General features: G+C 44.5%; 12 protein-coding genes. 8 read left to right on the top strand and 4 right to left on the bottom strand.

All coding sequences use genetic code 11. The features are described 5' to 3' along the window. Nucleotides 1–297: 297 nt before the first annotated feature. On the bottom strand, nt 298–984 hold the full coding sequence (gene mtgA / locus AC5JP1_RS00395) for a monofunctional biosynthetic peptidoglycan transglycosylase (protein ID WP_319051274.1): 687 nt from the start codon (nt 982–984) through the stop codon (nt 298–300). A gap of 327 nt (nt 985–1,311) precedes the next feature. Between mtgA and AC5JP1_RS00390 the strand changes: the two genes are divergently transcribed. The 4 genes from AC5JP1_RS00390 to AC5JP1_RS00375 all read left to right on the top strand — a co-directional run bounded on the left by AC5JP1_RS00390 (nt 1,312) and on the right by AC5JP1_RS00375 (nt 5,179). Further along, nucleotides 1,312–1,671 carry a glutaredoxin family protein gene (locus AC5JP1_RS00390; RefSeq protein ID WP_493842702.1) on the top strand — a complete coding sequence of 120 codons (360 nt, stop codon included), beginning with the start codon at nt 1,312–1,314 and terminating at the stop codon, nt 1,669–1,671. Between the two features lie 56 nt (nt 1,672–1,727). After that, nucleotides 1,728–2,915: an alpha-hydroxy acid oxidase gene (locus AC5JP1_RS00385; RefSeq protein WP_493842701.1), complete on the top strand. Its 1,188-nt coding sequence runs from the start codon at nt 1,728–1,730 to the stop codon at nt 2,913–2,915. Between the two features lie 176 nt (nt 2,916–3,091). Beyond that, nucleotides 3,092–4,228: a rhomboid family intramembrane serine protease gene (locus tag AC5JP1_RS00380; protein ID WP_493842700.1), complete on the top strand. Its 1,137-nt coding sequence runs from the start codon at nt 3,092–3,094 to the stop codon at nt 4,226–4,228. Between the two features lie 135 nt (nt 4,229–4,363). Next, entirely contained in the window at nt 4,364–5,179 is an 816-nt protein-coding gene (locus AC5JP1_RS00375; protein WP_493842699.1) for a MipA/OmpV family protein, read from the top strand. 118 nt (nt 5,180–5,297) lie between these two features. On the opposite strand, the gene AC5JP1_RS00370 is transcribed toward AC5JP1_RS00375, so the two are convergent. Beyond that, nucleotides 5,298–6,080 (bottom strand): hypothetical protein, encoded by a 783-nt coding sequence (locus tag AC5JP1_RS00370; RefSeq protein WP_493842698.1) that lies wholly within the window; start codon nt 6,078–6,080, stop codon nt 5,298–5,300. Between the two features lie 299 nt (nt 6,081–6,379). Further along, complete coding sequence (gene fumC, locus AC5JP1_RS00365) at nt 6,380–7,783, bottom strand: class II fumarate hydratase (protein WP_493842697.1); 1,404 nt, start codon at nt 7,781–7,783, stop codon at nt 6,380–6,382. A 207-nt stretch (nt 7,784–7,990) separates the two neighbouring features. Between fumC and AC5JP1_RS00360 the strand changes: the two genes are divergently transcribed. Both AC5JP1_RS00360 and AC5JP1_RS00355 read left to right on the top strand, forming a co-directional pair. Next, nucleotides 7,991–8,656 (top strand): 5-formyltetrahydrofolate cyclo-ligase, encoded by a 666-nt coding sequence (locus AC5JP1_RS00360; RefSeq protein ID WP_493842696.1) that lies wholly within the window; start codon nt 7,991–7,993, stop codon nt 8,654–8,656. After that, a complete protein-coding gene (locus AC5JP1_RS00355) occupies nt 8,656–8,916 on the top strand; it encodes a hypothetical protein (RefSeq protein WP_493842695.1) in 261 nt (86 codons plus the stop codon). The genes AC5JP1_RS00360 and AC5JP1_RS00355 overlap by 1 nt, the downstream gene beginning before the upstream one ends. Before the next feature lie 495 nt (nt 8,917–9,411). On the opposite strand, the gene AC5JP1_RS00350 is transcribed toward AC5JP1_RS00355, so the two are convergent. Next, nucleotides 9,412–10,773: a Na+/H+ antiporter family protein gene (locus AC5JP1_RS00350; RefSeq protein WP_493842694.1), complete on the bottom strand. Its 1,362-nt coding sequence runs from the start codon at nt 10,771–10,773 to the stop codon at nt 9,412–9,414. A 315-nt stretch (nt 10,774–11,088) separates the two neighbouring features. On the opposite strand from AC5JP1_RS00350, the gene lon reads away from it, so the two are divergent. Both lon and AC5JP1_RS00340 read left to right on the top strand, forming a co-directional pair. Then, complete coding sequence (gene lon / locus AC5JP1_RS00345; RefSeq protein ID WP_493842693.1) at nt 11,089–13,695, top strand: endopeptidase La; 2,607 nt, start codon at nt 11,089–11,091, stop codon at nt 13,693–13,695. A gap of 387 nt (nt 13,696–14,082) precedes the next feature. Next, a complete protein-coding gene (locus tag AC5JP1_RS00340; protein WP_493842692.1) occupies nt 14,083–14,640 on the top strand; it encodes a superoxide dismutase family protein in 558 nt (185 codons plus the stop codon). Nucleotides 14,641–14,680 lie beyond the last annotated feature (40 nt).

Raw genomic sequence — 14,680 nt, 5'->3', positions numbered from 1 at the left:
GCTCGCATCACCACTACCCTGATTGTTGTTTGTCTCTACCACGTTGTTACTCCTTTTGCGTTATCGATACGCCATCATCTTATGTCTATCTAAAATCATCTCGCCCACAATACGACTGAACTAATGGCTTATTAAAGGTCATCGGCTGTTGTTGTATTTTTAACCGATATCTCTTCTATTTTTCGTCATCCTTACTGCTTTACTCTGTCTACGATGGATTTACACTGCTATATAAACGACTGTAATGACAGTTCGGCTAATACGGTTGTTTATTCCTAATTTATTTCCAATTTACTCCTAAGACGCTTGTGGCAATGCAGCGTTTTTCATTCGCTTCTTGATAATTGCCTGTTTGTTACGCAGACGTCTGTCCCCTTGGTTGTCCTCGTAATACTTTGGGTTAGTGAGCATGGCAATCAGTAGCGCTGACTCATCTCGATTCAGATTGGCAGCTGACTTATCGAAATAATGATGCGCTGCCGCGTCGATACCATAAATGCCGTTACCGAATTCTGCCACGTTAAGATAAGCGGTCATAATACGCTGCTTATCCCATAGCGTTTCAATCATGATGGTGATGACAGCCTCTTCCGCTTTACGGACATAGGAGCGATGCGAGGTCAAAAATAGGTTTTTTGCCAGTTGCTGCGTAATGGTTGAGCCACCAGCAGACGTCGTGCCAGTCTTTTCGTTTTTCTTTTGTGCCGCCTTGATACCTTTTATATCAAAGCCATTGTGCTGACTGAAGGTCGAGTCTTCACTCACGATTGCCGCTTGCTTGGCAGACTTGGCAATAGCATCATACTCAGCCCATGTCTGCGTCACTGTGCCACCCGTGAGACGATGAGTCAGCATAAACATGCTGTTATTGATCGGCTGAGTTTTCCAGATTAATAACAGCCCAGCGACCAAGACATGGAAGGCGACGAGTAATAACATGATTGCCAATAACAGTCGTTTGATAAATGTGCCAAAACTTGTCATGTGCGATATCCGAGTGATTAAAAAAGTAATAAGATGAACGCTCTATTGATGACCAAGAAACAGCGACGAGCCCATCGTCATAAGTCTGTTTTTGCTCTTAGTCATGAACAGTCAGCTATTGGTCTTCAATAATGACCAATAGCAGGTCATCTTACCTAATCTCACAATCGCTGTCATTATTTACCCCACTTCTTTATGATGTAATGATCATTGGGGTATTTTAAATTTTAGCTCAGCGCGTACTACTAGCAGGTACTGTCAGCGCTTGCTATCAGCACGTACTAAGAGTAGGCGCCTTTTAACCAGTATTAAGATAAGAGAATAACCATGTCCGACAATAACAATTCTCATAATAGCTCACACAACAGCTCGCATAACGACTCACATAATAATATAGAAATATTACGAGCGCGTGTTATTGCACAACATCCTAGCCTTGGGACTGATGAAAACAGTCATAAATGGTGGCTACTGGGTACCTCTGGGTGTCATTTATGTGATATCGCTGAGCAAACACTCGCACAGTTTCAGGCGGTACAGCCGATCACTTACCATAATGTCGATATTGCAGACTTTGATGAGGCACTTATGATGGATTTTGCCACAACTATTCCCGTCATTTTGACGCCATCTAGACGATTAAACTATCCGTTTTCGGTGATGGATTTACAGCAATTACTTGTTTGATAGCAGTAGTCCTATAGTAAAGACACCGTATTACGATGATAGAGTGGTGAGAAACGATGCAAGATTTAAAGAAGGTAACCGAAATCGAAGATTTACGCCGTGTCGCCGAGCGTAAAGTACCTCGTATGTTCTATGATTATGTGGATTCCGGCTCATGGACTGAGACGACTTATCGTAGTAACGAGACTGACTTTGATCGTATCAAGCTGCGCCAACGGGTGCTGGTCGATATGGACAACCGTAGTCTGGCGACTCATATGATTGGCGAGCCTGCCAAGATGCCAGTAGCCATCGCCCCAACAGGATTTACGGGTATGATGTGGGCAGATGGCGAGATCCATGCAGCACGCGCAGCAGAAAAGTTCGGCTTGCCCTTCTCACTCTCTACCATGAGTATTTGCTCTATCGAAGATGTTGCCAGTCATACCAGTGCGCCGTTTTGGTTTCAGCTCTATGTCATGCGCGATCAAGACTACGTCGCCAATCTGATCCGGCGGGCAAAAGAAGCCAATTGTTCGGCACTGATATTAACTGCCGACTTGCAGGTCATGGGACAACGTCATAAAGACATCAAAAATGGGCTATCTGCACCGCCCAAGCCGACCCTTACCAATATCATGAACCTAATGACCAAGCCGCAGTGGTGTATGAATATGCTGGGTACTAAGCGTCGCACGTTTGGTAACATCGTGGGTCATGCTAAGGGTGTCGAAGACTTGTCTTCTCTGAGTGCTTGGACGGAAGAGCAGTTTGATCCACGCTTGAGCTGGGACGATGTCGCACGTATCAAAGACATGTGGGGCGGCAAGCTCATCATCAAAGGCATTATGGAGCCTGAAGACGCCATCATGGCAGCTCGCAGCGGCGCAGATGCGCTGGTCGTCTCAAACCACGGCGGTCGTCAACTAGATGGCGCACTCTCCTCTATATCGGCCCTGTCAGACATCGTGCAAGCCGTACAAGCCGAAAATAGTAATATCGAGGTCTGGCTAGACAGTGGTATCCGCTCTGGGCAAGATGTGCTAAAAGCCATTGCATTGGGCGCAACAGGCACGATGATTGGGCGCTCTTTTCTCTATGGATTGGGCGCTTATGGTGAAGATGGCGTACGCCGTGCGCTCGAGATCATCTATAAAGAATGTGATATCTCAATGGCATTCTGCGGTCATACTGATATCAATAAAGTGACGGATGATATCTTGGTAAAAGGTACTTATGAGAATCTTAAGGTTGGTCACTTTTAGAGCTATTCATTTTTAAAAGCTATCTAGTTTTGAGAACTATCTAGTTTTAAAAGCTATCCGCCATCAAGGCTATCAAGGCTATATAAACTTGTGCCATGATGACTTGCGGATACATAACATTATTTGGCCATACCCTTTATACTGTATATACAATATTTTGATGATATCTTGCGTTTATGACCATTTTGCAATTATTAAAAACAGCCCCTATCACTACCCTGCTATTAGCCAGCTTTATTGGACTGTTTGTCTTGCAGATAGTGTCGGGGGTCGATGCCAATAACCCATCGACTGAAGCATTGCTCTCATGGGGTGCCAACGCCCTACCTTTTACGATGAGTGATCAACCGTGGCGGTTGGTCAGCAGTGCGTTTTTGCATATTGGTCTCATGCATCTGCTATTTAACGGCTTTGCCATGTATTTCTTTGGGCAGGTTGCCGAGCCGATGTTTGGCTCAGCCAAATTTTTGGCGTTGTTTTTGTTGGCGGCAATCGGTGGTAATTTGCTCAATAACTACGTCACATGGCAGGGTATTATAGACGGCACAGGACAGCCTGGCATATCAGCTGGTGCCTCTGGCGGTATCATGGGTATTGGGGCGGCATTATTAATCGCGGCACTGTTTAAGATATCGGTCAATGGCATGGTTCTCAATCTCAAGAGCTTGGTATTTATCATGGGCATTAACCTTGTCTACGGGTTTGCCGTACCCGGTATTGATAATGCCGGACATATTGGCGGTGCGATCACAGGACTCGTCATTGCCTTGGCTTTTGCGATTGGTTATCGTCAGCGTCTCGCGGTCGCTATGCAAAATGCTGCATCTAAGCAAGCAAAGCGTGCCCACCCTTATCAAACCACCTATCACTATGGTGACCAAGGCAGCAATAAGTATAATAGCCAGCACAATGACCCACTCGATAACTCAGACCGTTATGGCAGTAGTCCTATTGATCAACCGCCGCCTCTTAATGATGATTTGACCAATCAAGATATTATTAATCAAGATGACTTCACGCAAAATGCTAAGCTGAATCACAACGACTCTAGACTGAATAACCGCAATATAAATACGCCAAATATGCATGACGGCGATATGGAAGGCGGTACGGTTGTAAACTTAGCATCAAACAACAGCACCACTCATAGCAACCCCATTCACAACGTAATCGAACCCACAGACCCTATAAAACCTTCGGTTATTTGGCAAATATTGCCATGGCTTGCGATGCTACTTATTAGTATTGGCTTTGTTTGGTGGTGGCAAGATATTCATCAGCAAATACTACAAGTGCTAAAAGCCATTGAGTAAATGCGCGTATTTATCTATCATTGCTAAATAGCTTCCGATAACAGCGTACTGATATAGACCATTTATTCGCTTTTTGCTCGCCCTTTTATCTGACGTCCCTTTTTAGTTATCTATACTCACTCACGAGACCCCATTATGTTAAAACTTGCAGCGCAACCTCACTTCTCTACGCGCGCCATACTCAGCACGTTAACCGCTACTGCATTACTCAGTGTGTCTAGCATGTCTAGCGCCATCCCATTTCTTAATAAAAACCTACCGACTGTTCAAGACGCTGAGCTGAGCGTTGGGGTCAATGTGATGGCCGTCAACTCCGCCTATGATCTCGAAGACAGCACCGAAATACGTGTATTACCGGGTGCATTTTATGATAATAATCGGTTTTATGTGCGCGGTGCTCAAGCGGGTGCGTACTTGATCAATGATGGTGTCAATCAGCTGTCTGCTTACGCGCAGCTCGCAGGAAATTCGTTTGATCCTGATGATGCTAATGGTGCCCTACAAGGTCTCGATGAGCGCAAACTATCCGCAGAAGCAGGTATAAGCTACCAGCGTCGCACGCCTATCGGTGCGTTTCGCGGTCAGTTTGCGACCGATGTGTTGGACGAAAGTGGCGGTAATACTGGACGCTTAACTTACCTTGCCAAGATCACGAGAAACAAGCTGACGGTCTATCCAAGCATCGGCTTTGAGTATCATGATGCTGACTATAACGAATACTACTACGGCGTCAGTGAAGAGGAATCAGCGGAAACAGGCGTTGCCGCTTATAAATCTAACTCAAGCTTAAATCCGTATGTCAGCGTTAGTGCCAACTATGACTTTAATGATAAATGGGCAGGATTTGCCAATCAAAGCGTGAGCTATGTACCCAATGAGCAGTACGATAGCCCCATGGTCGACTCACGTACTGAATCAACCACGACGCTTGGTTTGCTTTATAAGTTCTAATTGAGATTTAATTTTTGATAAAAAAAAGACCTTGTCGCATGGTGTGGCAAGGTTTTTTTTAACGATTAGATCTAATAAGACAATCTGGTGTATCACTAACTTGATCTATTTTTACTTTTCAATCGATAAGTTGTGAACGTAGTTTATTTATTTTTTTCGCGCGTGCGTCACTTTCGTACATCTGAATTTCACCATTAATTACCTTTTTTGCATCAGAAAGAAAACTCTTCTCAATCATGCCTAGTAGATACTGAGTTTTTCCTAACTTACCTTCAGCTTCTCTAAAATCTACGTTAGGGTTAGAAAAAGTTGCCTCAACATCATACTTTTCATACCAATGACTAAACTTCCCATCTAACCCTTCTACGGAAATATGCATTAAGCACATAGTAACAATAGATTGGTAAAGTTCATAATATGAGTACACTAACTCACTTGAAAATACTCTTTTGGATCTTGCTTGCGACTGTTTCACCCAATCGTTGAAGCTATCTAGAGAAAATTGTCTTAAATCTCTTTCTATATTCATATTAACGATAAATTGTTCATGAAACTCAGAGGGCATAAGCTCTAAAACTGAGACAAATCCCGGAATTAGCTGTCTCAGCTGCATCATTTCAATCCAAAGAATTTCTATCGCCTCAATTTGTTTTTGTCTGCCAAAGTCTAAAGCTGTTAGATTACTGCTAACTAAAGCTTCTACCTGAGCTCCATTAGAACTAAGTTGAGAATCCATTACTTTAAGTTCAATATCTATCAATTTCTGATTATCTTGTAGTTTTTTATCGAAATTATAAGTAATAGTTTTTCCTACCGATTCAATTAAAGTCTCTTTTAAAAGTACCCAAAGACCTCCAACCGTTATAGCACTAGAAACTATACTGATCAGTACGTCGTTCAACTAAGACCTCACTTTTTTTATTAGAAATAGTTAATATATTATTACTTTGCAAACTTGGGAGCAAGCGGTGTGTGGTTCAAGCTCAATGATTGTATATATGTTCTTTGAAGATGCTGTGTAAGAAATACTTAATTAAATTTAAAAAAAAGACCTTGCCACATTACATGACAAGGTCTTTTCTATTTCTAAGCTCTCAGTGGAAAAAATATGACACTGTTACCAGAAAGACGAGCGCAAATTGTACTTATCGTACATTAACCGAGTCTGACGCCGTAGCAGGTCATTATTTGGTCTACTGCTTACTTAGGATGCACCATATCAGCAGGAATGACCCACTCATCGAACTGCGCTTCAGTTAGTAGTTCTAGCTCAACCGCCACTTGCTTCAACGTCTTGTTTTCTTTATACGCCGTCTTAGCAATTTTTGCTGCATTTTCATAACCAACATGACGGTTTAATGACGTCACTAGCATCAGTGAATTGTGCAAGAAATCATCGATTTTGTCTTTTACTGGCTCGATACCAACGGCACAGTTTTCGTTGAAGCTGTTGCAAGCATCACCAAGCAGTTTGATAGACTGCAACAAGTTAAACGCGATCACTGGCTTATACACATTTAGCTCGAAGTTACCTGATGCACCAGCCATGCTGATAGTTGTGTCGTTACCCATGACCTGAGCAACAACCATGGTCATTGCTTCTGACTGCGTTGGGTTTACTTTACCCGGCATGATAGAAGAGCCTGGCTCATTTTCAGGAATCGTCAACTCGCCAAGACCACAACGAGGGCCAGATGCTAACCAACGTACGTCGTTAGCGATTTTGTTTAAGCTAGCGGCTAGCGTTTTTAGTGCGCCTGAGGCGAATACTTCTGCATCACGAGCCGCTAGTGCTTCAAATTTATTTGGTGAAGTAACAAACGGTAAGCCAGTCAAAGTCGCTAGTTGCTCAGCTGATTTTACTGCATAGTCAGGATGGGCGTTTAGACCAGTACCAACCGCAGTACCGCCTAGTGGCAACTCATATAGACCTTGTAGCGCGTTGTCGATACGAGTTAACGCGTGGTCAAGTTGGCTCACATAGCCACTGAACTCTTGGCCTAGCGTCAAAGGCGTCGCGTCTTGTAAATGCGTACGACCGATTTTTACGATGCTATCGAATTCTTTTGCTTTTTTGTCTAAAGTATCACGCAATGCTTGTACCGCTGGGATCAACAAGCTGTTGATCTGACGAGCAGCCGCCACACGAATCGCCGTTGGGAAACTGTCGTTGGTAGACTGTGCATGGTTGACATGGTCATTTGGGTGAATTGGCGTGTAGCTGCCACGCTCAGAACCAGCAATTTCGTTGGCGCGGTTGGCGAGTACTTCGTTCATGTTCATGTTTGACTGGGTACCAGAACCTGTCTGCCATACGACTAATGGGAACTGATCGACCAGACCACCATTGATGATTTCGTCAGCGGCTTGTACGATGAGATCACGCTTGTCGCCTTCGATACGCTCTAGGCTTGCATTGGTAATCGCAGCGGCTTTTTTGACCAGTGCCATCGCTTCAATCATCGGACGCGGCAATGTTTCGCCACCGATTTTGAAGTTTTCGCGGCTACGCTGAGTTTGCGCGCCCCAATAAGCATCAGCTGGGACTTCTACGTTACCCATGGTGTCTTTTTCGGTACGAGTTGCCTGATTCTGTGTCGACATAACTACCCTCTTTGATGGTTTGTTGTTTTATGACTGCTCTAAAAAATGCAACATCTGCTGCACATAAAGGAGAATACGATATAAAGTGGCGTTATGATAGCATGACTAGGGCGTGTTGAATATTCACAAATCGCCTCGGTCAACGCCTAAAAACGAATGTCTAAAAATGCTCTTTATCAATCTGATATCTCATTGGATAGTCTACTTATGCACTCTGAAACCATACCCACTGAGCCAAAAACGCTTAACTCACAAGAATCGGCGTTAAGTAACCCACCTAGACGACACTTTACCCGCCAGCGTCGCCAGCTGAGTGAAGGTGCCCGTAGAAATTTGGCAAAGTCAGCGAGCTTGCATTTGAGCAAATTACAACAGCGGCTACCAAAACGTGCGCGTATTGGGCTTTATTATGATGGGTTCGGTGAGTTGCCCACTCAGCCACTACTGGACTGGTGTCAACGCTTAGGCTATTTTCCTTATTTGCCAGTCGTCGGTTCGCTCGGTCGTACCAGTAGTGGCAATGAGGATAAACGTTTACGTTTTGTCCCTGTTTATCATTCAAAACTGGTCAGTATCCCTACCCGTATTCATCAACTCGGCATGAAACAAAATCATAGCCGCGCTCTGCTATGGGCGACAGAACTAGACGTGATTATTTGTCCACTTGTGGCTGTAGACTTAAATGGTAATCGTATGGGTATGGGTGGCGGCTTTTATGACACCACACTTGGCAAAAGCTATCGCTCAGGGGCGTCAAGGCCGTTAAAGATAGGCTGGTGCTATGATTTTCAGGTCGTTGAGCAATTAGCGCGTCAACCGTGGGATGTGCCCTTAGATGGCCTAATTACGCCAAATGGGATAAGGTGGTTTTGATGAAAGATAATAAACAACTTGAAAAAGACTCTAGCGCTGCTGATTCCAGTGCAGACAGTGTAGATGAGTATTTGCAAACGTTAGGCAAAGAGGACGCTAGAGAGCAACGTTACTACAGTCAAGAGCAACCATTTAGCGCTGATGAAATGACACGGCTAGTCAATGAAGATCGCTTAAATGCGTTGCTGGCGCAAAGTGATGCGTTTTTGAATGGTTTAAGTGACGAGTTGAAAGATTTTGATGAGGATGATAGTAATTAATGAACTGTAGTAGCTGTCAAAAAAACTTACCAAATCGCTTTAAGCTAATGATGAGTATTGACGATCGAAGCAGCGATGGTTATAGATGCCCTTACTGTTCCTATAACTTGGTAACGAGGATACAGCTTTACCGATTTAGATTGTTATCTATAGTGACTATTATTGTCGTCATGCTATCTACGAAATTTTTAATAGAAAAACACCTTCATCACTCCCCCTTATCATCTGATATACAGTTGTTTCAGATAGGTGTTTTTATCTGTTTGATTGCAATTGTAATGTTTCTAGTCATTCTATTCAGATTACCGATAAATAAGAGAACACCTTCCTTAACAAAAAATAGTTTATTTTTCCTCGGGATATTTCTGTTCTTATTGAGCTTTATCATTTTAATAATAAGTTCTCTCACTGACTCATCATTAATGTCTACTGCTGGCGGCCTTTTATTTATCGGTAGTTTACTTTGGGTGCATATTTTCTATTAAGTTTAACGAACTAAAGCACCATCGCCGCAATCCAACCAAATGCCAGTAGCGGAATGTTATAGTGCAAGAATGTCGGCACCACACTGTCTTTGATATGGTCATGCTGTCCATCAATATTAAGACCAGAGGTTGGTCCCAATGTCGAATCTGACGCAGGCGAACCGGCATCACCCAGCGCGCCAGCCGTACCGATAATCGCAACCGTGGCCAATGGCGAAAACCCCAAAGAGATACATAGCGGCACATAAATCGCGGCCAAAATAGGAATGGTCGAGAAGGACGAGCCGATACCCATGGTCACAATCAGACCAATCAATAGCATGATAAACGCCGCCATCGCTTTATTACCACCGAACAATGACGCCGCCCCATCAACGAGTGGCTGAATCTGCTCAGTGGCTTTCATGACTTCCGCAAAGCCCTGCGCCGTAATCATGATAAAGCCAATCATCGCCATCAGCTTGATACCGTCATTAAAGACGCCATCAGCCTCATGCCATTTCACCACGCCCGTCGCCATAAACACACCAAAGCCAAACATCGAGCCGAGCAGTAGCGAGTCAGTATAGAGCTGTACCACAAACGCGGTGACAATCGCAGCCAATGCCACCAATGTTTTTAACTTACTTTGTGACTGAGCGCCAGCTGCGGTTTTGCTTAGGGCATCCCCTTCGACAGCCGCATCATGGGCTTGTTTGTCTATCGCTATGTGCTGATACTCGCGCGGCTTACGGTAGCTAAAGAATACAGCGACTAGCAAACCAAGTAGCATGCCAAGCGCAGGAATTGCCATGGCCTTCACCACAGAGATATTACCAACATCAATACCCGCTTCACCCACGTTTTTTAGCATAATCTGATTGAGGTAAATATCACCAAACCCATAAGGGATAAACATGTAGGTGGTGACCAGTCCAAACGTAATCAAACAGGCAATCAGGCGTCTATCAATGCGCATACGGTTGAACGCCAGTAGCAATGGCGGTACCAACAACGGAATAAAGGCAATATGAATAGGGATTAAATTTTGGCTAAAGCAGCTCATGGTGATAAGACCTGCAAACAGCATATACTTAATCATGCCACTCGTACCAGCAGCATCAATGCGTCTAATCACCGCCCCTGCCAACGACTGCGGCAAGCCTGAATGGGCAATGGCTACTGCAAAAGCTCCCAGCAAAGCATACGATAGCGCAATCTGTGCGCCATTGCGGATACCTTCTTGAAAGGCATCGAGCGTATCGGTGATACCCAGACCCGCTAATAGCCCACCTGCCAATGCCCCGATTAATAAACTGAGCACTACGTGCACTCGCGACAGTGACAGTCCTAGCATAATGATAACTGCCAGCAGTACCGCATTGATGGCCATGTATTGCCCCTTGTTCTTTATACTTTGATCTTATTTAGACCTATGAATATTGCAACTGATGAATAGCGCTACGCCGTCCAAAATGCTTCCGTATTAGTGCTTTTTTAGACGTGTTTTTAGACGCGCGCCAGTTTACCTTATTTTGGGTACAAAGCCCACGTATAGAACCAAGTAGACATCAACACATAATGATTATTTAACAAAGATAAGCAGACGACTTTGCCACCAAGCCTTGCAATTTTATATGCGGACACCATTTATCTAAACATGAACCACGAACTTGACTTTACAAGTCTGGGGAACGAGGAAGAATATATGAGTGAACATAAAATAACCCAAGACAATATCGACATTGATGTTGACGTTTCAACGACTGACGTAGAAAACAACGAGGCAGATACCTCGTCAACTGACACGCGAGAAGCTGTAACGACTGATGCCAAAGATACTGATCTTGATGACAGTACGCTTACTGATACTGACAACAAAGCAAACGATGATCAAGACGAAAGCTATCTGCCACTACTGGCATTACGCGATGTCGTCGTCTATCCGCACATGCAGATTGCCTTGTTTGTAGGACGTGCGCCGTCTGTAAAAGCTGTTGAGCTGGCACAAGCTGAGTATGGCAATAAGGTACTGGTCGTCGCCCAAAAAGACTCACTGACCGAAGACATCGATCAAGACAACTTGTATCAATACGGTACGGTGTGCCGTATCGTCAGCACTATGCCGCACGATAGCGATGAGAACTGCATTAAAGTACTGATCGAAGGTCAATATCGCGCCCGTGTCGACAACATAGAGGGCCATGACGAGTTATTGATGGCAAGATTTGAGCGTGCTGATCTTGATATCAGCATGGATGAGAGCCAACAGAAAAATACCATCCAAGCGTTGACTACCCTGTTTGAAAGCTATGCAGATGCGCGTTTGCGTAATGCCCGTGAGCTGACTCGCGTCGCCAAGCGTATTGATGACTTGCTTGAGCTGGTGTATTTCATCTCAACTCGCGTGTCGATGGATCTTGATATCAAGCAGTCGTTCTTAGAAGAAAACGATATCAAAACACACATCAACACTTTGACGGAATACCTGGTCAAGCAAAGTGCTGAGCAAAATATCGAACAAGATATCCAAGATGCTGTGCGCCAGCAGATGGAAGACAATCAGCGCGAATACTTCTTGAACGAGAAGATGAAAGCCATCAAAAACGAGCTGTCAGATATGAATGACGGTGCGTTCGATGGTGAAGATGACGTGGCTGAGCTAGAGCAACGTCTCGAAGATGCTGATCTACCAGACGATGTACGCAAAAAAGCAGAGCAAGAGTTCAAAAAGCTCAAAATGATGCCGCCTGCATCAAGCGAGTCATCAGTCGTACGCAACTATATTGAGTGGATCTTAGATACGCCGTGGAATGCGACGACCAAAGTGTCTATTAATTTAGATAAAGCCAAAACCGTCTTGGACGAAGATCATTATGGTCTAAAAGATGTGAAAGACCGTATCTTGGAGTACCTCGCCGTACAATCACGCGTGAAAAAACTGCGTGGTCCGATTCTATGCCTCGTCGGTCCTCCAGGTGTCGGTAAAACCTCATTGGGTGAGTCAATTGCTCGTGCAACGGGACGTAAGTTTGTGCGTATGGCGCTTGGCGGCGTCCGTGATGAAGCCGAGATTCGTGGTCATCGCCGCACCTATATCGGTGCGATGCCAGGTAAAATCGTCCAGTCATTGGCCAAAGTAGAAGTCAAAAACCCGCTATTCTTGTTGGATGAAATCGATAAGATGGCGCAAGACTTCCGCGGTGATCCAGCATCAGCATTGCTTGAAGTATTGGATCCATCACAAAACGACACCTTTAACGACCATTATTTAGATATGGACCTAGATCTGTCACAAGTGATGTTCATCTGTACTGCCAACAGCATGGATATTCCACCTGCGCTACTTGACCGTATGGAAGTGATTCGTCTACCCGGCTATACCGAAGAAGAAAAAGTCAATATTGCACAGAAGTACCTTGTGCCAAAAGCTATTAAGAATAACGGTCTCAAAGAAGGCGAAATTGAGATTGTCGAAGCCGCACTGCACAGCATCGTTCAGCGCTATACCCGTGAAGCAGGTGTGCGTAACCTTGAGCGCGAAGTCAATAAAATCTGCCGCAAAGTAGTTCGCGGTTCAGTTGAAAACCACGGCGCACGTGCTCCGAAAAAAGCGGAACGTCAGCTCGTCACAGTTGATGACAAGAACATTGATGACTATCTAGGCGTGCATCAGTATGACTACGGCCTAGCAGAAGAAGAGCCTGAGATCGGTCGTATCACTGGTCTGGCGTGGACACAGGTTGGTGGTGAGCTGCTCACTATTGAAGCGGTCGCTATGAAGGGTAAAGGCGAACTTAGCTTTACCGGTTCACTAGGGGATGTGATGAAAGAGTCGATTCGTGCGGCGATGAGTGTGGTGCGTGCTCGCGGTGACAGTCTTGGCATTGACTATGAGACAGTCAAAACCACAGATATCCATGTGCACATGCCAGAAGGTGCCACACCAAAAGACGGGCCCTCTGCTGGTGGTGCATTGACGACGGCACTCGTATCTGCCTTGACGGGTATCGCCATTCGTCCAGACATCGCGATGACAGGTGAGATCACCTTGCGCGGCAAAATACTGCGTATCGGTGGTCTCAAAGAGAAGCTACTGGCAGCGCATCGCGGCGGTATCAAGCATGTCTTGATCCCAGCGACCAATGAGCGTGATCTGGCTGATATCCCTGATAACGTGAAAGAAGGCTTAACCATTCAGCCAGTTGCGACGATTGAAGAGATATTAAAGGTTGCCTTGGTCAGTATGCCAAAGCCACTGAAGCCTGCAAAAGTAACGGTTGATAAAACCTCAGGTAAAGCGCTACATAACTAATTGCGTATTTGTTAGTTAACTCGAAAAAGTAAAAAGCCGCTCATCACAATGATGGGCGGCTTTTTTATGCTTATTAGCCGTTCGTTTACTAATAGCTTATTCATTGCCAACTCGTGTTTTTTGAGTAGTCAAATGCATTTTGTTGTTCAATTGATTTCATAGGTTTTTTGTACCATCTGGTTTTGTAAACCCATACGAAACTTACATATATTAACTGATTGTTGCGCATTTGATGAATAACTACGAGCATCGCTTAGCTATACTGACCCTGTTGTTAACGAATATTGATACCTGTTTTAATACAAAAACAGTTCTGAATATTTGTGACTTTGACGACAGCTATAATGACGATAATTACAATAATGAATAAAACAATCGGAGATAATAATGAATAAGACAATGCTAGCAAGTGCCCTACTATGCGGATCAGCGTTGGCGATGACTGGTTGCCAAACGGTACAAAGCCAAATGCAAACGGGTAACCCTTTGGCGCAGCCTACCCTAAAATCAACCATCAACACAGTAAGCGGTGACAAAAAAGAAGTCGGCCAAGTTTTTCTACGTCCAGTCGATGGCGGTGTACAGGTCTATGGTAAGTTAATGAACTTACAGCCAGGCCAAACAGTCGCGCTCCATATTCATGAAACAGGCAGCTGTGCCGACATGGGTAAAGCGGCAGGTGGTCACTTCAACCCTGACAACAACCCACACTCTAATCCAGATGATATGAATGGTCACGCAGGTGACTTACCTAACTTGACAGCCAGTGAAGACGGCGTGGCTACTATTAACTATGTGAATAAAAAGATCACTGCTGATGAAGCAGGTAAATATAGTGTCAATCGCTTAGCCTTTATCGTTCATGCTGGTACTGATGACTACACCAGCCAACCAGCAGGTGATGCAGGCGATCGCGTTGCTTGTGGTATTATCGAAAAGAACTAATAGCATCTACATTTAAGCTATTATGGATAGCATAAAAAAA

It is taken from the genome of Psychrobacter sp. H29 (assembly GCF_059073055.1).
The sequence above is the reverse complement of the archived record's forward strand: the minus strand, read 5'-3'. Positions and strand labels throughout refer to the sequence as shown.